The organism is Micromonospora sp. NPDC049101 (genome assembly GCF_040648675.1).
Lineage (GTDB): Bacteria > Actinomycetota > Actinomycetes > Mycobacteriales > Micromonosporaceae > Micromonospora.
In genome coordinates this window covers 69,086-88,517 of record NZ_JBEZED010000014.1, presented here as the reverse complement: position 1 = coordinate 88,517, position 19,432 = coordinate 69,086, and the positions used below count along the sequence as shown (strand labels likewise).

Genomic DNA, 19,432 nt, shown 5'->3' with positions numbered 1-19,432 from the left:
CGGTCAGGGCGGTTGGCATGTCCGCCCCCTCACACCTCGTCATCGGGCGGTGGGAGTTGACTCTTGTCCGGTTTGCCGCTGGGCGCGAGTGGGACGCGGTCGATGACCGTGACGGTTCGTGGCACCGCGAGATCGTGCACCCGTACGGCCACCAGCTTGCGCAACACGTCCGGATCGGGCGTTCTCCCGGCCACCGGCACCACGTAGGCGTGCACGGCCTCACCGGTCATCTCGTCCGGACTCCCGACGACGTACGCTTCGGCGACCGCGTCGTCGGCGGCGAGCGCCCGCTCCACGGGCCCGGCGTGGACCATCTGCGCGTTGACGATGATCACGTCCCGCGCCCGTCCGAGCAGCCGCAGGTATCCGTCGGCGCCCAACTCCCCCAGGTCACGGGTACGCACCCAGCCGTCCACGAACACCTCGGCCGACTCGTCCGGGTCCTGCCAGTACGAGGATGCCTGCGCGGGTGTGCGGACATAGATCTCGCCGCCGCGAACGGAGACGTCCACGGCCGGACGACCGACCGTGGCGAGCGTGGCCGCGTCGGTCAGCATCTCGGCGGGCGTCACCATGGAGATCATCGACGTTTCGGTCTGTCCGTAGCCGTGGAAGAGCACCGGGCCGAGCACGTCGAGCGCCTCCGCCAGCCGGCCCGGCGCGAGTGGCGAGCCGGAGACCATCAGCGCCCGCAGGTGCCGCAGGTCCACCGGGTTGGCGCGCTGGTCCCGGATCAGCTGGTGCAGCTTGCCGACGGTGATCACGCTCGCGGTGGCCCGGTGTTCGACGAGGGCAGCCGGGAAGACCGGCCGGGGCGCCACGACGAGGGTGCCGCCCGCCGCGAGGGCGAGGATGCCGTACTCCAGCATCACCTGACTGGCCAGCGAGCCGAAGACCAGGTAGCGCCGCATCCGGGTGGCCAGGTCGGCGATGGCCGGCGGCCATCGGTCCGGGTACGGAACCCAGGCCGCCGACATCGCCGCATAGGTCTGCACCACACCCTTCGGTGTCCCCGTGCTGCCGCTGGTCCAGATGATCCGCGCGGGCTCCTCGGCCCGTCCCGCCGCGACGAGTGGGAGCCCGTCGTCGGGATGCTCGGTGAGCGCGGCCAGTCGAGCCGAGTCGACCACGAGGGAGCCGGACAGCTGTGCCGGGCTCAGGTCGGCACGCCACCCGGACACCCGGGCCCCGACGGTGAAGGCGGCGATCGTGGCGGCGAAGGCGGGGGCGGTGACCGGCAGGTCGAGAGTGACACCCACTCCGGGCCCGGCGCCGGACGAGCGCAGCCCGGCCGCGACGCGCCGGATCAGACCCGCCATCGCCGAAGCGGTCGTGACGGTCGGCCCGTCCTCGAAGACCGGCCGGTCCCCGCCGGCGGCCAGGAGGTCGAGGACGGGCTGCGGCCAGACGTCAGCGGGCATCGGCGAGGACGCCCTTGACGAAGACCTCCAGGGGTTGCCGGTGCACGGTCGGCAGGTCCCACTGGTTTTCCAGGTTCTCCGCCAGGTGGTGCTCGGCGATGACCTGCCCGTCGCGCAGCACCCGGACGACGGGGTGGAGATAGCTGGCGTCGTGCGCGGCGGTCGCGTCGTTCTCGGCCGGGCGCGGCACGGTGATGTCGAACGGGTCGACCTGGTCGTGGTCGGGGCCGTACTCCAGGGTGACCAGGAACGCGAACACGTCCGGCTCCGCGTCCCGCAGATAGGCGACCGGCACCTCCTCGCGGTAGCGGGCGGTGTCGTCCTCGACGGTGACGACATCGCCGAGCACCGAGAACTGCTGCCACAGCGCGGAGCTCACGTTGACCCGGGCGATGATCGAATCGGCGATCGCCTCGGGCGTCGGGGGGATCTGCCGGGACGGCCAGGGCTGCCCGTGGTGCCGCTCGCGGAGGATGTGGTGCAGGGCGCGGGTGGCGTAGCGGAAGCCGTGGATGAAGCCGTTCGTGGACTTCTTGAAATCACGCTGCTGGCTGAGGGTGCCGGCGAAGTAGAGACCGGGGACGTTCACCGACTCGAAGGCCGGCGTCTGCGCCGGGAACCGATCCTTGATGACCAAGTCCGGTCGGGCGGACTCGGCGAAGACGGACGCGTCGAAGCGGAATCCGGTGCAGAGGATGACCCGGTCGTACTCCAGTTCGCGCAGATTCTCGACCGTCCGGGCGTACCGGAAAAGCACCCGGAATCCGCCGCCCTCCCGCTGGCTGATCTGCTCCACCGTGCCATCGAGTACGGCGTTCTGGGACTTCAGCTGATAAGTGTCCAGGAAGTTGTTGTTCACCGCGCGCAGGTGCCCGACGTAATGGGTCTGCCAGGCCAGCCTGATCGAGTGCGGCCCGGCGACGTGAATCGTGGCGGCGGTCTCGACGAGCGCGTCCGCGGTCTCGAAGGCCGAGTTTCCCTTACCGATGATCAACACGCGCTGGTTGACGAAATCGGCGGGGTCGACACTGACGGTGTCGTAGCGCTCGGCCAGGTCCGCGCCCTCGATCGGCGGCTGGTAGAGCTGGGAGACGCCGGTGGCGACGACGACTCTGCGTGCCGTCCAACTGCGGTCGCCGGCCCGCACGGTGAACACGTCGTCGGTCTTCGACACCGAGGTCACCCGGGTGTCGTAGACGACGTTCAAACCCCGCGCGAAGTCGGCGAGATAACGCACGAGATCCTCCGCGGCGGGGAAGTAGCGCGTGCTGTAGTACTTGAAGAGCATCCCCGGATCGTCGGTCAGCAAGGAGTTCCAGTCCGACCGTAGATTGAACTCCGGATCGGTCGACCCGGTCCACACCTTGTTGATCGAGATCAGCTTGCGGTGCCGTGGATAGGTCTCGAAGAATGTGCCCGCCCGCGGGCCGCCCTCCAGCACCACGTAGTCGTGACCGTCGCGCTCGAGCAGGGCCGCGAGCTGCAGGCCGGCCGGCCCGGCTCCAATGATCAGGCAATCGTGCGTCATGCGCCGCAATTTACTGAGGCAATTTCAGAGCGCTCTGAGAAATTGCCTCTAGCATCCGCTCCCATGACGATTAAGGTGGATTTGGCAGCGCCGCTGCGCCTCGCCGACCTGCGCGTCGCGGCAGGCCCGGTCACGGTCGTGCTCGGCGACGAGGTGCGGGCCCGCGTGACGACCGGCCGCACGTTCCTCGGCAAGGCACTCGGCGACGACCGGGCAATCTACGGTGCCACCACCGGCTTCGGGGCGCTGGTCGGCTACGCGGGCCGAGCCGACCAGCGCGACCAGGCCGACAACACCCTCGCCCACCTCGGGGCGGGCCAGGGCCCGGACCTCGCCCCGGATGTCGTACGCGCGACGCTGCTGGTGCGCGCCTGGTCCCTGGCCCAGGGCGCGTCGGGGGTCTCGCCGCACGTGATCGACGCGCTCGCGGCCATGCTCGGCACGACGTTCACGCCGGCGATGCCCCGATTCGGCTCGGTGGGAGCCAGTGGTGACCTGATCCCGCTCGGTGCCGCCGCCCAGGCGCTGCGCGGTCGCGGGCACGCCTACCTGGACGGCGTCCGGATGCCCGCCGCGGAAGCCCTGACGAAGGCCGGCCTGGAGCCGCTGCCGCTCGACGGCCGGGACGCACTCGCGCTTGTCAACGGCACGTCGCTCACCACGGCGGCGCTGGCCCTCGCCCTGGGCCGGGTCCGCACCTCGCACCGCGTGGTGCAGACGCTCACCTGCCTGCTCGCCGACCTGCTCGGCTGCGATCCACAGTTCCTCGATCCGGCCCTCCTCGCCGCCTACGGTCACCCGGGCGCCATCGAGGTCGGCGCCGCGATGCGGGCGGCCTCCGCCGGCCTGCGAGAGTCCGGCACCAGACCGTTGCAGGAGCCCTACAGCATCCGCTGCGCGCCGCAGTTGCTCGGAGCGGCCGAGGACGCCCTGCGTTATGTCGACGGCGTCGTGGCGGCGGACCTCGGCGGGGTGAGCGACAACCCGCTGTTCTTCCCGGCCGACGACAAGGTCGTGCACGGCGGCAACTTCTTCGGCCAACCCGCCGCGTTCGCCGCCGACGTCCTGACCATGGTGATCGCCCAGGTCGGCAACCTCGCCGAACGCCAACTCGACCTGCTCGTGGATCCCGGGCGCAACGGCGGACTGCCGCCGATGCTCGCGGCCGGACCCGGTCAGCAGCACGGGTTGCAGGGTGTCCAGCTCGCGTCGACCGCGCTCATCGCCGAGATCAGGCGCGACTCCGTGCCGGCAAGCCTGCAGAGCCTCCCCACCAACCTGCACAACCAGGACGTGATCCCGCTCGGCACGCAGGCCGCGCTCCGCGCCCTGGACCAGGCGGAACTGCTGCGCCTGATCACCGGTTCGCTCGGGCTCGGGCTGCGCCAGGCGGTGCACGTCGGGGCGCGCCGGCCCACGGCGGCGGGCTGTGACCGCACCCTGCGGGCCCTGGAGGAGATCGCACCGATCGACCCGGACCGGCCGCTCGACACCGACGTGCGAAGAGCGGCCGACATTCTGGAAGAGCTTGAAATCTCTCTGATTTCCCACTCGTACGGTGAGCGCCGTGACGCTTGATTACCTGATCATCGGGGCCGGTCCGGCCGGTCTTCAACTCGCCGCCCTGCTCGAGGCCGAGGGCAAGCGTGACTATCTGGTGGTGGAGGGCGCCGACGGGCCGGGGGCGTTCTTCGCCACCTATCCGCGGCACCGCCAACTCATCTCGATCAACAAACCGCACACGGGCACGGACGATCCCGAGCTGAATCTGCGACTCGACTGGAACTCCCTGCTCACCGACGACCCGGCGCTGCTGTTCACGCAGTACACCGAGCGGTACTTCCCCGATGCCGACGTGATGGTGCGGTACCTCGCGGACTTCGCGGCGAAGACCGGCGTCAAGGTCAGTTACGGCACCCGGGTGACCCGGGTGTCCAAGCACGACGACGTGTTCACGGTCGAGGCAGGTGACCGGCGCTGGGAGGCCCGCGCGGTGATCGTCGCCACCGGCGTGTCGAAGACCTACCAGCCGGACATTCCAGGATTCGACCTGGCCGAGGGGTACGACGTGATGAGCGTCGAGCCACGGGACTACCTCGACCAGCGGGTGCTGATCATCGGCAAGGGCAACTCCGCCTTCGAGACCGCCGAGAACCTCATGGAGACCACGACGCTGATCCACCTCGCGGGGCCCAGCTCCGTCCGGATGGCGTGGCGCACCCACTACGTCGGGCACCTGCGCGCGGTGAACAACAACTTCCTGGACACCTATCAGCTCAAGTCGGCAAACGCGATCCTCGACGGCACGGTCCAGAGCATCGAACGCGACGGCACGGGTTACAAGGTCGCGTTCAGCTTCTCGCGGGCGAACGAGGTCGTGAAGGAACTGCGGTACGACCGGGTGCTGGCGTGTACCGGATTCCGTTTCGACGACTCGATCTTCGACTCCTCGGCCCGGCCGCAGCTCACCATCTCCGACCGTTTCCCGGCGCAGACCGAGGCATGGGAGTCGGTGAACGTTCCGGGGCTGTTCTTCGCCGGAACGATCTCCCAGGCACGCGACTTCAAGAAGTCCACGAGCGGTTTCGTGCACGGCTTCCGCTACGCCGTACGCGCACTGCACCGGATCCTCTCCCGCCGGTACGACGCCACGGCCTGGCCGTCCGACACGCTCGCCGCCGATCCGGCGGCCATGACCGCGGCCGTGATCGAGCGGATCAACCGCACCTCGGCCCTGTGGCAGCAGTTCGGGTTCCTCGCCGACGTGCTCACCATCGCCGGACCGGAGGCCCGCTACCACGAGGAGGTGCCGGTGGACTACTTCCGGTCGACCGGCCTGCGCACCGCCGAGCACGACCACGACCAGGCGTTCGTGATCACGCTGGAGTACGGCCCCGACCACGACCAGGTCGACCCGTTCGACATCACCGTGGCCCGGGTGGCCCAGGACGTCGTGGGGCAGGCGCACGACGCGGCGTACCTGCACCCGGTCGTGCGTTACCACCGCGAGGGTCAACTGGTCAGCACGCACCACCTCGCCGAGAACCTGGAGAACCAGTGGGACCGGCCCGACGTCCACGTCCGGCCGCTGCGCGAGTTCATGAGTCGCTGCCTCGCCGGCGCCGGGGGCTGACATGGACCCGGTTCACCAGGACTTCTTCGAGGGCGGGGCCGGGCGGGAACGCACCCTGGCCGCCAACGAGCGGGCCTTCGAGCGACGGTGGATCGTGCCCCGGGTGCTGCGGGCGACCGGCGAGCGGGACCTGCGGGTCACCGTGGCCGGCACGTCGCTTGCCGCGCCGGTCCTGGTCGCTCCGACGGCCTTTCATCGGCTCGCGCACCCGGACGGCGAGGCGGCCACCGCGCGGGGGGCCGCGGCGGCCGGCACGGCGATGGTGGTCAGCATGGCCGCCACCCAGCCGGTCGAGGAGATCGCGGCGGTGGGCGGAGCGCTGTGGTTCCAGCTGTACCCGCAACCCGACCTCGACTTCACCGAGTACGTGGTCAAGCGCGCCGAGTCGGCCGGCTGCCGGGCGCTCGTGGTGACCGTGGACTCCCCGGTGTTCGGACGGCGCGAGCGTGACCTGCGCAACGGCTTCACGGACCTGCCGCCCGGCTACGCCTGCGCGAACATGCGCGACGCGACCGGCCGGGTGCGCCCGATCGCGATGGACGCGACGGCGGGCTGGGATCGGATCGCGTGGCTGCGCGGCGTCACGGGACTACCGATCCTGCTCAAGGGCGTCCTGCATCCCGCCGATGCCCGCCTCGCGGTCGAGCACGGCGCCGCCGGTGTGATCGTGTCCAACCACGGTGGACGACAGCTCGACGGGACGATTCCCACGCTCGACGCGCTGCCCGCGGTCGTGGCAGCCGTGGGTGGCCAGATCCCGGTGCTGCTCGACGGGGGTGTGCGCTGCGGCACTGACGTGGTGATCGCGCTGGCGCTCGGGGCCGGGGCGGTGCTGGTGGGGCGTCCGGTGGTGCGGGCGCTCGCGGCGGGCGGGGCGGTGGGCGTACGGGAGGTTCTCGATCGACTCACCACCGAGCTGGATCAGGCCCTCGCCCTGGCCGGAGCGCGGCGGCCGGCCGACCTGACGCCCGACCAGGTGGCGATCCGGTGAAGGCGGTGGTCGACCTCCGAGAGTGGATCTTCGAGCGGGTCAACGGGACGGAGGGCGTTCCCGTCCCCGGGCCGCTGGTGGGGCCGGAGGACTTCGAGCGGGTGTACGGCGATCCGGCCGCCGACGGGCGCAGCCGCGGGGCCGGCCTGTCCGACCTCTTCTGGTACTGGCTCGCGCCCGGTCCGCAGATGCACCAGGAACATCTTGAGCCCGGCGAGCGGTACCGGACGGTCGCCCGGACGACCCGACAGGTGCTCGCCAGCGGGCACGCGCGCTCCGACGAGCTGGCGACGGCCGCGACCCGGCGGATCCTCGACGCGCTCCCGGCCGACCGGATCAGCCACGTGCGACTACGTGACCTGATGATGCCGGTCTGGGCCGAGGTCTCGTACGAGCTGGTGTTCGGCGCGTCCTGCCCGCGCGACGTCCGCGATCTCATCGTGGCGAACGCGGACGACGTGGTGACCGCCCTGAAGGGGATGGGTCTGCGGCACATGTCCCGGCGGGTTCGTCTGACCCGCTACCTGCTGGACCGGATCGTCGCGGGAACGTGCCCGGTGGTGCTGCCGCCGCCCTTCACCGCCCTGGAGACCGCCTGGTACCTGCAGGGCGCGTTCTTCAACACGGCAGTGGTGCAGATGTCGGAGGCCATGGCGCACATCCTGCTGTGCTGCGGGTCCGGCACGGACACCTCGGACGAATCGCTCGACCGGATCATCGACGAAACGCTCCGGGTCTACCCGCTCTTCGGCATCGCGCACCGGATCACCTCCGGACCCATCACCGTGGGCGAGCACGTCCTCCCCACCGGGTCCGTCCTGCTCTTCAACTATCGGGCCTACCAGCGCACCGGTCCGGCCGCGGACGACGAGTTCGACCCGGACCGCTGGCTGTCGTTGCGCCGGCAGGACGCCCACTTCATTCCGTACGGCGTGACTGCCAACCGGGCCTGTCCGGCGCGCGGCTCGGCCCCCGTCCAGCTACGCGCGGCGACCCGGGAGGTGCTGCGGCGCTTCTCGATCAGCTCGTCGGTAGCGCACACCCGCTCGCTGCCGAGTCGGGGGCCCGCGTACCTGACGCCCCGGGGTCTTCCCGGTCCCGGCCGCAACCGGCTCGCCCTCATGCGGCAGCGCGACCGGATCTTCGACGTGGGGCGCTCGGTCAAGCAGTTGGTCTGCGGTACCTGGATGGTCGTCGACGCCCGACGACAGAAGTTGTGCACCCGATTCTTCGAGGAGGCCAGCGCATGACCCCCACCGAACTCGCCCCGCGGTTCTTCATCGCGGTAGCGGTCATTCTGCTCTTCTGCAAGCTGGTCTCCTGGCTCCTGGGCAAGGTGGGCCAGCCTCCCGTCGTGAGCGAGATGCTCGCCGGGGTGCTGCTCGGCCCGTCGCTGCTCGGCCTGTTCTGGCCGGGCGCGCAGGCCGCGCTCTTCCCCACGCCGCTGCTGCCGATCCTGTACGTGGTCGGCCAGGTCGGCCTGGTGCTGTTCATGTTCCAGGCCGGGTACGCCTTCACCTCCCACCGGGTGACCGGGCTCGCGGGCACCGCGGGAGCGGTGTCCCTCGCGGGTGTCACCGCTCCGCTGGTGCTGGGGGTCCTGTTGGTCGTGGGCATGGCGGGCTTCGTCCCGATCCGCGCGGACGGCGTGTCGCTCGGTGTGTCCGCGGCGTTCGTCGGCGTGGCGCTGGCGATCACGGCCTTCCCCATGCTCGCCCGGATCATCACCGAGCGCGGCCAGACCGGCACCCGCCACGGGTTGCTCGCCCTGGCCAGCGGCGCGATCGACGACATGGTCGCGTGGATCATGCTGGCCGCGGTGCTGGCGTTCGCCTCGGGTGCCGCCGGCCCGGCCCTGGTCACCGCCGGTGGCGCGGTGCTGTTCGGAGTGGTGCTGTGGCTGGGTGGGCGGCGGGTGACCGGCTTCGTCATGGGGCTCCCGAGTGACCGCGCCCGGTTGCTCGGCACGGTGGCGCTGCTCTTCCTGGTCGCCTGGTACACCGACGAGATCGGGCTCTACGCCGTCTTCGGCGCCTTCGCGGTCGGCGTGGTGATGCCGCGCTCGGAGCAGACCGACAAGGTGGTCGACACGTTGACGCCGATCGCCGCGACGGTGTTCCTGCCGCTGTTCTTCACCTTCTCCGGGCTGCGCACCGAGTTCGCACTGCTGGGCAACCTCGCCGTACTGGGCTTCGCCGTGGCGTGCGTGAGCGTGGCTATCGTCGGCAAGTTCGGCGCCTGCTGGGCCGCGGCCCGGATGCGCGGCGAGCCGAACGGCGTCGCGCTGCGCGTCGGCGCCCTCATGAACGCCCGGGGCCTGATGCAGCTGATCGCCCTGAACGTGGGACTGGAAGCGGGCATCGTGAACCCGTCGCTGTTCACGGTGCTGGTGGTGGTCGCGCTCGTCACGACTCTCATGACGACGCCGCTGCTCACCTGGATCGAACGGCGCGAGGCACGCGTGCCCGCTCCTACACCGTCGCTCGTGCCCGCCGGAACCCCCTAACTTGTTTGTTTGAGGAGACAAGTTTCACAGACAATGACACTTATCAATCTGTCACCATCGCTGTATGACTCGACTCCTGCTCGTCGAGGACGACTCGGAACTACGCGGCATGGTGGCGGAGACACTGACCGGCGAGGGATACGTCGTCGACCAGGCCCCCGACGGCCAGCGCGGCCTGCACCTGGGGCTCACCCGGCCGTACGACGTCATGGTGATCGACCGACGCCTACCCGCCCTCGACGGGCTGGACCTGGTCGTCCGGCTGCGCGCTCGGGCGGTGGTCGCCCGGGCACTGCTGCTGACCGCGCTCGGCACCGTCGAGGACCGGGTCGCCGGCCTCGACGCGGGCGCCGATGACTACCTGACGAAGCCCTTCGACCTGGACGAGTTGAGCGCCCGCATCCGGGCCCTCTGTCGCCGGACCACCGAGTCCACCGAGGTGCTGCGGCTCGGGTCGGGCCAGCTCGACCTCTCCGTGCGCGACGCCGTCCTGCCCGACGGCACCCGGATCGCCCTGTCCGCACGCGAGTTCGAGCTGCTGCGGGTCCTCGCGGCCCGGCCGTACACCGTCCACTCCCGCTCCGAGCTGCGCAGCCGGGTCTTCGACGAGGCGGGCGCGGCGTCCCTGGTCGACACGTACGTCTACTACCTACGCCGCAAGCTCGGCCGCTCGGTGATCCGGACCGTGCACGGCCTCGGCTACCGGCTGGGCACCCTGTGAGCTTCGAGGACACCATGCTGCGCCGGACCAGGGCGCGGGTCAGTCTGCTCGTCGGACTCACCATGACGGCGCTGCTCGCCCTGGGCGCCGCCATCTCCTACGCGGCACTGCTGCGCTACCAGCACGAACAGATCGAACGAGAACTCAACTACGGCGCGGTCCACGGCACCATCGCCGGGCCACCGGGCTGCAGCTGGATCATCCTGTACGACGGCAACCGCACCGACTCGGGCCGGAACCCGCCCCCGCCGGGCTTCCCGCTGCAGTCCGCCATCGACGCGGTGGCCCTCGACCACCAGGTCCGCAGCGACAAGGTCGACCGCAACGGCACGACCTACTACGTCCGCACCCAGCGCCGTGGCACGGGTGTCGTGCAAGCGGTGTTCGACGCGCGCTTCCAGCTCTCCGACCGGCGTCACCTGCTCGCCGCGTTCCTCCTCGCGGCGGTGGTTGGCCTCGCCGCGGCGGTTTTCACGGGCATCGTCGTGGGTCGCCGAGCCGTGGCGCCGCTCGCCGAGGCGCTCGGCCGGCAGCGCCGCTTCGTCGCCGACGCCAGCCACGAGTTGCGCACCCCCATCGCACAGGTCCACACCCGCGCCCAGATCCTGGCCCGGCGCGCCGGCGCCAACCGCGCCGACTACGACCGTCTGATCGAGACCACCCGCCGCCTCGGCGAGATCGTCGACGAACTCCTGCTCTCCGCCCGCCTCGCCGCCACCCCCGCTGACCGGCACCCCTCCGAGCCCGTCAACCTGGCCCTCCTCGCCGCCCAGGCCGTCGACTGCGAGGCCGACCGCGCCGCCGAGCAGGGCGTCCAGCTGCACCTCTCGGTCCCGGAAACTCCGGTCCTCGTCCCCGGCATCGCCTCGGCCCTGCGCCGCATGGTCGGCGAACTGCTCGCCAACGCCCTCACCCACACCCCGACCGGCGGCCACATCGACGTCGCCCTGCGCACCTCCCGCCGCGGCGCGGACCTGGTCGTCAAAGACAGCGGAGCCGGCTTCGACCCCGCCGACGCCGAACACCTCTTCGACCGCTTCCACCGCGGCGCCGGGGCCCAGGACCGGCGCTTCGGTCTGGGCCTGGCTCTCCTACGCGAGGTGGTGACCAGCCACGGCGGGACGATCTCCACCGACAGCCGGCCCGGCGCCGGAGCGACCTTCACCGTCCGGCTACCGACGATTCCGCCACGGGCCGTTACGGGCTGACTCCCCGCACGGCCGACCCCGTCCGGGGTCGAATGGGGTTCAAATGATCAAGGGCTCACTCGCCACGATCAGCGAGCAAGCCCTTGACCTGCTACAACAAGGTGGAGCCGAGGGGACTCGAACCCCTGACCCCCACACTGCCAGTGTGGTGCGCTACCAGCTGCGCCACGGCCCCTTGCTGTCGTCCCGGTCGCCCGGGCACTGGGAAACTATACACAGACCGGCTCGCATGGTCATCTCGCGGGGTCCCCGCCCGCGCCGGGTCAGTTGAGCGCGACGTCCGGCGGGAAGTGGGCGACCGCGGCCATCATCCCACCCTGGCGGCGCAGCACCATCGGCCACAGATCGTCGGGCCGGTCGACGAAGGCGTCACCGGGCAGCCCGTCCAGCACGAACCAGGAGCCGTCGGCGATCTCCTGCTCCAACTGGCCGCTGCCCCAGCCGGAGTAGCCGGCGAAGACCCGGATGCCACCGATGCTCTCCCGCAGCCGCTCCGGGTCGACCGAGAGGTCGATCGTGCCGACCGCGCCGGAGACCTGGTGGAAGCCCTTGAGCCGGCGCATCGGGTGCCGCATGCGGGCCAGGCAGATGGCCGAGTCGGGCTGCACCGGGCCGCCCTCGAAGAGCACCGCCGGGTGGCGGGCCAGGTCGCTCCAGTCGCCGAGCACCTCGGACACCGGCACCTCGGTGGCCCGGTTGAGCACCACGCCGAGCGCGCCGCCGGGCTCGTGGGCGACCAGCAGCACCACCGTACGGTCGAAGTTCGGATCCTTGAGCGCCGGAGTGGCGACCAGTAGCCGCCCGGTCATCGACTCCATCGCTCGTCCGCCGATCGCCTGACCCTCTCCCTGCATCCCACACACCCGTCAACCGTGAGCCCGCGCCGGGGATCGGTCATCTACCGGATCCGCCCGGTGCTTCGGGATCAGCCGCGCTGTCAACGCCATGCCTGGCACCATAGCCTGCGTCCCGGGTGCTGGCTAAGGGCTGACCGGCAGGTGATCAGACAGTTAAGACCGCAGTTAGTCCGTTCCGGTGCCCTGACCAGGTACGGGCCCGGTCCGCCGGATCGGCCCGCCGGAAACACCCGAAAGGTCCGTCACATCCCGATAGATTCGGCTGATCGGGAGGGACGACTGCTGTCGTCCCTCCCGCAACACGGAGGCGGTGGCGATGGCAACGGTCCGGGACGCGACGTACGACGTGCTCCGCACCCTCGGCATGACCACCGTCTTCGGTAACCCCGGCTCGACGGAGGAGCCGTTCCTGGAGAACTTCCCCGCCGACTTCCGCTACGTCCACGCGCTCCAGGAGGCGACGGCGGTCGCGATGGCCGACGGCTACGCGCAGGCCAGCGGCACAGCCGCCCACGTCAACCTGCACACCGCCCCGGGCACCGGCAACGGCATGGGCAACCTGGTCACCGCCTGGCACAACAAGACGCCGCTGATCGTCACGGCCGGCCAGCAGACCCGGGAGATGCTGCTGCTCGAACCCCGGCTGGCCAGCCGCCGGCCCACCGAGCTTCCCCAGCCGTACGTCAAGTGGGCCTACGAGCCGGCCCGCCCGCAGGACATCCCCGCGGCGGTGCTGCGGGCGTACGCGACGGCGGTGCAGCCACCGGCTGGGCCGGTCTTCCTCTCCCTGCCGATGGACGACTGGGCCCAGCCGGCCGACCCGCTGCCCGCACCGCGAACGGTGGCCACCCGGTTCGCGCCGGACCCGCAACGGCTGGCCGAGTTCGCCCGGATCCTGGCCGGCAGCGACAACCCGGTGCTGGTGTACGGGCCGGGGGTGGACCGCTCCGGGAGCTGGCCGACCGCTGTCGCGCTCGCCGAGCGGCTGGCCGCACCGGTCTGGTCGGCCCCGGCACCCGAACGCGCCGTCTTCCCGGAGGACCACCCGCACTTCCGCGGGGTGCTGCCGTACGCGATCGGCCCCCTCGCCGAGGCGCTGCGCGGGCACGACACGGTGCTTGTCGTCGGCGCACCGGTGTTCCGCTACTACCCGTACGTGCCGGGCGGGCACCTGCCGGAGGGCGCCCGGCTGCTGCACGTCACGGACGACCCCGACGAGGCCGCGCGGGCACCCGTCGGGGACAGCCTGCTCGGCGACCCGGGGCTGACCCTGGCCGCGCTGCTGGACCGGGTGCCGCCGGCCGACCGGCCACCCCCCGCACCCCGCGCCGCACCGACCCCGCCGGAGATCACCGCCCCGTTGAGCGCCGACGCGCTGTTCGCCGGGCTGGCCGCGCACTGGCCGGCGGACGGCGTGCTGGTGCAGGAGTCACCGTCCAATCTGTCCGCACTACGCCGGCAGCTGCGGATCACCCGCCCGGCGTCGTACTTCACGATGGCCAGCGGCGGCCTCGGCTACGGCCTGCCGGCCGCGATCGGGGTGGCGCTCGCCGAGCGGGACAGCGGGCGCGGCCGTCCGGTGGTGGCGGTCGTCGGTGACGGTTCGTTCCACTACTCGGTGCAGGCGTTGTGGACCGCCGCGCGCCTCGCACTGCCGGTGGTGGTCGTCGTCCCGGTGAATCAGCAGTACGCGATCCTCAAGGCGTTCGCCGAGCTGAAGGACACCCCCGGGGTGCCCGGCCTGGACCTGCCGGGGTTGGACATCGTCGCCATCGCGGCCGGCTACGGCTGCGCCACCGAGGTCGTCGAGACCCCGGACCAGCTCGGTGCGGCGCTCGCCACCGGGCTGCGTGCCGACCGGCCAACCGTCTTGCCGGTGCCGATCAGCACGGACGTGCCCAGCCTCCTCTGAACCGGCTCGTCGGCTCCGGTGCCGACCGGTCAGCGTGGGGCGATCGACAGGGGGGCGCCGGTGGCGACGTCCAGGACCGGCCGGGCGCCCAGTGGCGCGTCCAGGGTGACGGCGACCGGTGCCAGCTTGAGCACAGCGATGCATTCTCCGGTGGCCCGGGTGACGCGGCCGCCGACCACCACGACGTCCGGCCGTTCCCACACCAGCGGCGTGATGCCGGTGTCGCAGGCGCCGACGCCGAGCTGCACGGTCATCCGGACATCGTCGACCGCCAGGAGGTTCTGGGCGCCCACCAGACCGTCGGCCAGCGGGCGGGCCGGCGCGGAGGGTTGGGTCACGGGCGTGACCGCGCTCGGCGCGACGGCGAGCCGGGCCACCGGGGTGGCCAGTTCCTTGATGGTGAACAGCCAGGCCGGGACCTGCGCGGTGCCCCGGCTCGTACGGACCGGCACGGCACCGAACGTGACCCCGGTGACGGTGAGCGACAGACAGGCCGTCTGCGTCGCGCTGGTGGCCCATCCGTCCGGCCCTGGTTCGACGCTGGGGCCGCCCGGGCTCGGCAGGCCGGGCCGCTTCGGTCGCCCCGGGCAGGGCAGCGGATCACCCTGGTCCAACTGACGGTACGCCTCGGCGGCGCTGACCAGCGGCAGCGTCAGCTGGCCGTCCGGGAATCGGATCTCGCCGCCGACCCGGGTGGGTGGCATCGGAACCTGCGCCCGGTACCACCCGGCCCGGTAGGCGGCCTCGGTGTCCGGGGTGAAGCGCGGGTCACCGGTGAGCACCGTGGGCCCCTCCAGCGGGACGTACCCCGTACTCCAGTCGGGGCCCGGTCGCCACGCCTCGGCCACCTCGGCGGCCCGGTTGTCGAACGCCTCGCCGCGGGGTGACGGACTGTGGGGCCCGCCGGCCGGATCCGCCACGGGCGCGGCGCAGCCGGCCGTGAGCAGCAACGGGAGGACGAGAAGCAGGGCCGGTCGACGCATGTACGGTTCGACGCCGCCGCCGATCCGCCGGTTCCCGGTCGACTGCTCAGGTCTCGCCGCCCAGGTCCGTCTGGTACGCCTCCCAGAGCAGGTCGGCACCGCGCCGCCGATGCCGGGCCAAGCGCCGCAGCAGGTGCCCGGCCCGGTGCCGCACCTCGGCGGGGTGCACCTCGGGACGCTCGGCGACCCGTTGCACCGCGAGGATCGCGGCGATGATCCCCGCGTGCTCCCGGGTCAGCAACCGCACCCCGTGGGCCAGCCGGGGCGACTGGGTGAGCAACTCCCGGTAGAGGCCCGCGGGGCCCTCGGTGACCCGAACGTGCTCGGCGAACCCGTGCCCCACCGGACGCAGCCGGAGCAGGACCTCTTCCCGCCAGCGCGGCTCGGTGGGGGCCACGGTGACGGCCCGGCCGAACGCGTGGACGTCTCCGGCCAGACCGGCCGGGCGTGGCTCACCGGGCAGCCCGATCGGATGGTGCGGTGCGGCGGACGGCCGGGCGACGAGTGACGACTGCTGGACCGGACCGGTGACCATGGCACCTCCCGCGCTGTGCTGCTACCCCATACCGCAATGGTGAGCCTGCCTGACCGGGCCGGTAAAGGCCCCGGAGAATGCTCATCTGTCCCGTTGGTCCCAGGGGTCCCGCGAGTCCCAGTGGAACCGGACAACCGCCGCTCAGCCGAGCTGGGGGTGCTCCGCCAGGCGGCGCAGTTGGCGGGCGACGGCGTGCGCGTCGCCGTCCCGGCCGTCGACCGGCCGGCCCGCCGTGATCGCGTCGGCGAGCGCGCGCAACTCCGACGGGGGCAGGCTGGCCAGCCCCATGCCCTGCAACGCGACGGTGACTCGCCGCCCATCTGCGTGGTCGGTCGCGATGATGGCGCGGGTCCGCCGCCGACCCGCCGGAAAGTCGTCTCCGGGCTCGTCGTGCGACAGCGCCGCGGCGTCGATCCGGGCGGTGGCGAGGTCGACGCCGCGCGTCCGGAACGCGCCCCGGACCCGTACGTGGCTGCCCTCCAGCCAGGCGGCCGTGCGGAGCACCCGCAGCACGAGGTAGATGCCGAGCAGGACGAACGGCAGGCCGCAGAGCCCGATGAACGGGCTCGGCCCGGCCTGTTCCGCGCCACCGTCCCGCAGCGCGGGTGGCAGCATCCCCGGCGGCAGGTCGCGGGCCTCCTCATAGGAGGAGAACGGATCACCCGGGCCGGACAGCCGGCCCAGCAACCCACCGGCGATCAGCGGCAGCACCACGAATGCCGACGCGACGGCGGTGACGAAGACGCCGACCACCACCGCCCACGTGCGCTGGGCGGGTGAGGCGCCCACCGACAGGCGCAGCTCCTGGTTCGTCACAGGGGGCAGCGTAGGCGAGGCGCGTACACGACGAAGCGCCCCGGCCGACGGGCCGGGGCGCTTCGCTCGAGGTGGTGGAGGTGCCGGGAATCGAACCCGGGTCCTTCGCCGGTTTGTCAGGGCTTCTCCGAGCGCAGCTCGCTGTGCCTCTACTCGGCCCCACCGCTCACGCGAGCAAGTTGGTGTGACGGGCCCAGTCGCTGATTAATCTCGCCGCACGGACCCCGCGACCGGGTCCGATTGGCCAGCCTCCTAGCTGATGCCGGCTACTGGGACGAAGGCGTTCCCAGGCCGACAGACTTAGCTACTCGCCTCAGGCGGCGAGAGCGAAGTCAGCGCGATTTTGCTTGGCGCTTATAAGTTTCCGACGACCGATTCTCGAGACGACGTCGGCTTCCTCGGCTCGCTTCCCCTGTCGCTGCGTACGAAGTCGAAACCAGTCACCCCCTCGACAGGCCGCCGATGTGGCGGCACTGACAAGACTAACGCCTGCCGCAACAGCTTTCATCCCGAGCCCCGGGCCGGCGCGCCGACCCGGACAAACAGGATGAACTAGTCGTCCATTCCCTTGCCGCGTCGACCGGACACCCGGGCGATCTCCCGGTCCGCATCCCGCTTGGCGAGGTCCTGACGCTTGTCGTACGACTTCTTGCCCTTGGCCAGGGCGATCTCGACCTTGGCCCAGCCGTCGGAGAAGTAGACCTGCAACGGGACGATGGTGAAACCGCCCTCGCGGGTCTTGCCGACGAGCTTGTCGATCTCGACCCGGTTGAGCAGCAGCTTGCGGGTGCGCCGGGGCTCGTGGTTGGTCCAGGTGCCCTGCGTGTACTCCGGGATGTGCAGGGCGTGCAGGAACAGCTCGCCGTCACGCTCCTGGGCGAACGCGTCGACAAGCGACGCCCGCCCCGCCCGCAGCGACTTGACCTCGGTGCCGGTCAGCGCCATGCCCGCCTCGTACGTGTCGAGAATGGCGTAGTCGTGGCGCGCCTTCTTGTTGGAGGCGACCACCTTGCGCCCCTTTTCCCGTGGCATCGGTGCCACCCCCTCTCTGCGCTGCCCGTGGGCCGAGCGCACCTCGGCCGGACAACCGATCATGCTACCCGAATCACAAGGACCCTCCCGCGCCGTTTATTTCCGGCTGCGGGAGGGTCCTCGGGAGACGACGGGACGACTAGACCCGCAGGTAGAAGCGCAGGGTGATCCAGGCGGTGCCCGCGCTGATCAGACCGCCGACGCCGGCCATCAGCGGGAAGACGACAAGGATGTCACCCCAGGAGATCGGCGAGAGCAGGCCCTGCAACGCGCTCAACGAGCGGTCGAAGAGCAGGTACTTGGCCGCGACCAAGGCCACCAGACCAAGCAGCGAGCCGATCAGACCGGCCACCACGGCCTCCAGCACGAACGGTGCCTGGATGAACCAGTTGGAGGCGCCGACCAGCTTCATGACCGCCACCTCACGCCGCTTGCTGTACGCGGCGACCTGGATGGTGTTCGCGACAAGCAGCAGGGCGGCGATCGCCATCACGATGGCGGCGGCCAGGGCGATGTTCTGGATCGAGGTGAGGATGTTGAAGATCTTGTCGAGCAGTCGACTCTGGTCGATGATCTCGTCGACACCCGCGGTGTTCTTGTACTGCTCGTAGATGTCCTTGTACTGCTCCGGGTTGTTCAGCTTGAGCCGGAACGACTCGGGCAGCTGGTCCGGCTTGACCACGTTCACCAGGTCGGGCGCGTCCTGGTACATGACCTTGAACTTCTTGTACGCCTCGTCCTTGTTGACGTAGAAGACCTCCTTGACCAGGGGGTCGCTGTCGAGCTTGGCGTTCAGGTCGGTGCGCTCCTGCTCGCTCACCTCCGGCTTCAAGAAGATCGAGACTTCGATGTTCTTGTAGTAGGTGACCTTCATGTCGTCGACCTGGCGGTACATGAGACCGCTGGCGCCGAGCATGGTCAGCGAGACCGCCATCGTGATGATCATCGCGATGGACATGGTCACGTTGCGCCACAGTCCGACCAGTACCTCGGACAGGACGTATTTCACGCGCATCGGGATTTCCTCCGGGTCTCCGGCATGAAGTGTTCGTCGTCAGGCTGCGCAGGGGTGGAGAGCCGGCTCACCCGTAGACGCCGCGGGCCTGGTCACGCACGATACGACCGCTCTCGATCTCGACGACGCGGCGGCGCATCTGGTTGACGATGTTGGAGTCGTGGGTGACCATCACGACGGTCGTGCCGGTGCGGTTGATCCGGTCCAGCAGGCGCATGATCTCGATCGAGGTGTCCGGGTCCAGGTTTCCGGTGGGCTCGTCCGCCAGCAGGATCAGCGGACGGTTCACGAACGCCCGGGCGACGGCGACCCGCTGCTGCTCACCACCGGAGAGCTCGTGCGGGTAGCGGTGCTCCTTGCCACCGAGCCCCACCAGCTCCAGCACCTCCGGCACGACCCGGCGGGCAACCGCCTTGGTCTTGCCGATCACCTCGAGGGCGAACGCCACGTTCTCGTACGCGGTGCGGTTCGGCAGCAGCCGGAAGTCCTGGAAGACACAGCCGATCGAGCGCCGGAAGTGGGGTCGCTTCCAGGAGCGCATCGACGTGACGTCCTTGCCGTTGACGACGACGCGGCCCTTGTTGGGGGCGACCTCGTGCAGCAGCATCTTGATGATTGTGGACTTGCCGGAGCCGGATGGACCGATGAAGAAGACGAACTCGCCCTTCTCGATCGAGACGGACACGTTGTCGAGCGAAGGCCGGGACGCCTTCGGGTACGTCTTCGTCACTTGCTCAAGCTGAATCACGGGTGGTGAGTCTACGCGGTGTAACA

The 19,432-nt window shown here is 70.7% G+C and carries 17 protein-coding genes, 1 tRNA gene and 1 other RNA gene; 8 read left to right on the top strand and 11 right to left on the bottom strand.

The window, feature by feature from the left end:
- Window positions 1-29 precede the first annotated feature (29 nt).
- Window positions 30-1,421 carry a fatty acid--CoA ligase family protein gene (locus AB0B57_RS20535; RefSeq protein ID WP_357071837.1) on the bottom strand — a complete coding sequence of 464 codons (1,392 nt, stop codon included), beginning with the start codon at window positions 1,419-1,421 and terminating at the stop codon, window positions 30-32.
- Window positions 1,411-2,949, bottom strand: coding sequence for an NAD(P)-binding domain-containing protein (locus tag AB0B57_RS20530; RefSeq protein ID WP_357071834.1), 1,539 nt, complete (start codon window positions 2,947-2,949; stop codon window positions 1,411-1,413). Before AB0B57_RS20530 ends, AB0B57_RS20535 begins: the two co-directional genes overlap by 11 nt.
- Before the next feature lie 63 nt (window positions 2,950-3,012).
- On the opposite strand from AB0B57_RS20530, the gene AB0B57_RS20525 reads away from it, so the two are divergent.
- The 7 genes from AB0B57_RS20525 to AB0B57_RS20495 all read left to right on the top strand — a co-directional run bounded on the left by AB0B57_RS20525 (window position 3,013) and on the right by AB0B57_RS20495 (window position 11,508).
- Window positions 3,013-4,527, top strand: coding sequence for an aromatic amino acid ammonia-lyase (locus AB0B57_RS20525; protein ID WP_357071831.1), 1,515 nt, complete (start codon window positions 3,013-3,015; stop codon window positions 4,525-4,527).
- Window positions 4,517-6,082 (top strand): NAD(P)-binding domain-containing protein, encoded by a 1,566-nt coding sequence (locus tag AB0B57_RS20520; protein WP_357071828.1) that lies wholly within the window; start codon window positions 4,517-4,519, stop codon window positions 6,080-6,082. The genes AB0B57_RS20525 and AB0B57_RS20520 overlap by 11 nt, the downstream gene beginning before the upstream one ends.
- Window position 6,083: 1 nt before the next feature.
- Entirely contained in the window at window positions 6,084-7,073 is a 990-nt protein-coding gene (locus tag AB0B57_RS20515) for an alpha-hydroxy acid oxidase (RefSeq protein WP_357071825.1), read from the top strand.
- A gap of 5 nt (window positions 7,074-7,078) precedes the next feature.
- On the top strand, window positions 7,079-8,323 hold the full coding sequence (locus AB0B57_RS20510) for a cytochrome P450 (protein WP_357071822.1): 1,245 nt from the start codon (window positions 7,079-7,081) through the stop codon (window positions 8,321-8,323).
- Window positions 8,320-9,579, top strand: coding sequence for a cation:proton antiporter (locus AB0B57_RS20505; protein ID WP_357071819.1), 1,260 nt, complete (start codon window positions 8,320-8,322; stop codon window positions 9,577-9,579). The genes AB0B57_RS20510 and AB0B57_RS20505 overlap by 4 nt, the downstream gene beginning before the upstream one ends.
- 64 nt (window positions 9,580-9,643) lie before the next feature.
- Window positions 9,644-10,300 (top strand): response regulator transcription factor, encoded by a 657-nt coding sequence (locus AB0B57_RS20500; RefSeq protein ID WP_357071816.1) that lies wholly within the window; start codon window positions 9,644-9,646, stop codon window positions 10,298-10,300.
- Entirely contained in the window at window positions 10,297-11,508 is a 1,212-nt protein-coding gene (locus AB0B57_RS20495) for a HAMP domain-containing sensor histidine kinase (protein WP_357071813.1), read from the top strand. Before AB0B57_RS20500 ends, AB0B57_RS20495 begins: the two co-directional genes overlap by 4 nt.
- A 102-nt stretch (window positions 11,509-11,610) precedes the next feature.
- Here the strand turns inward: AB0B57_RS20495 and AB0B57_RS20490 are convergent.
- Together AB0B57_RS20490 and AB0B57_RS20485 are read right to left on the bottom strand one after the other, a co-directional pair.
- A tRNA-Ala gene (locus AB0B57_RS20490) sits at window positions 11,611-11,683 on the bottom strand.
- A gap of 88 nt (window positions 11,684-11,771) precedes the next feature.
- Window positions 11,772-12,362 carry a YqgE/AlgH family protein gene (locus AB0B57_RS20485; RefSeq protein WP_357071810.1) on the bottom strand — a complete coding sequence of 197 codons (591 nt, stop codon included), beginning with the start codon at window positions 12,360-12,362 and terminating at the stop codon, window positions 11,772-11,774.
- Between the two features lie 319 nt (window positions 12,363-12,681).
- On the opposite strand from AB0B57_RS20485, the gene mdlC reads away from it, so the two are divergent.
- The gene (gene mdlC, locus AB0B57_RS20480; protein ID WP_357071807.1) at window positions 12,682-14,277 is read left to right on the top strand and encodes a benzoylformate decarboxylase; all 1,596 of its coding nucleotides are present in this window, start codon (window positions 12,682-12,684) and stop codon (window positions 14,275-14,277) included.
- 29 nt (window positions 14,278-14,306) lie between these two features.
- On the opposite strand, the gene AB0B57_RS20475 is transcribed toward mdlC, so the two are convergent.
- The 7 genes from AB0B57_RS20475 to ftsE all read right to left on the bottom strand — a co-directional run bounded on the left by AB0B57_RS20475 (window position 14,307) and on the right by ftsE (window position 19,406).
- Window positions 14,307-15,260 carry a hypothetical protein gene (locus AB0B57_RS20475; RefSeq protein ID WP_357071804.1) on the bottom strand — a complete coding sequence of 318 codons (954 nt, stop codon included), beginning with the start codon at window positions 15,258-15,260 and terminating at the stop codon, window positions 14,307-14,309.
- 46 nt (window positions 15,261-15,306) lie between these two features.
- A complete protein-coding gene (locus AB0B57_RS20470; protein WP_357071801.1) occupies window positions 15,307-15,795 on the bottom strand; it encodes a hypothetical protein in 489 nt (162 codons plus the stop codon).
- A 141-nt stretch (window positions 15,796-15,936) separates the two neighbouring features.
- Entirely contained in the window at window positions 15,937-16,611 is a 675-nt protein-coding gene (locus tag AB0B57_RS20465; RefSeq protein WP_357071798.1) for a hypothetical protein, read from the bottom strand.
- 72 nt (window positions 16,612-16,683) lie between these two features.
- Window positions 16,684-17,059: a transfer-messenger RNA gene (gene ssrA, locus AB0B57_RS20460) on the bottom strand.
- Between the two features lie 104 nt (window positions 17,060-17,163).
- Window positions 17,164-17,643 (bottom strand): SsrA-binding protein SmpB, encoded by a 480-nt coding sequence (gene smpB, locus AB0B57_RS20455; protein ID WP_357071795.1) that lies wholly within the window; start codon window positions 17,641-17,643, stop codon window positions 17,164-17,166.
- Window positions 17,644-17,782: 139 nt separating this feature from the next.
- Window positions 17,783-18,658: a permease-like cell division protein FtsX gene (gene ftsX / locus AB0B57_RS20450; protein WP_357071792.1), complete on the bottom strand. Its 876-nt coding sequence runs from the start codon at window positions 18,656-18,658 to the stop codon at window positions 17,783-17,785.
- 67 nt (window positions 18,659-18,725) lie between these two features.
- Window positions 18,726-19,406, bottom strand: a complete 681-nt coding sequence (ftsE, locus tag AB0B57_RS20445) for a cell division ATP-binding protein FtsE (RefSeq protein ID WP_030331491.1) — start codon at window positions 19,404-19,406, stop codon at window positions 18,726-18,728.
- Window positions 19,407-19,432 lie beyond the last annotated feature (26 nt).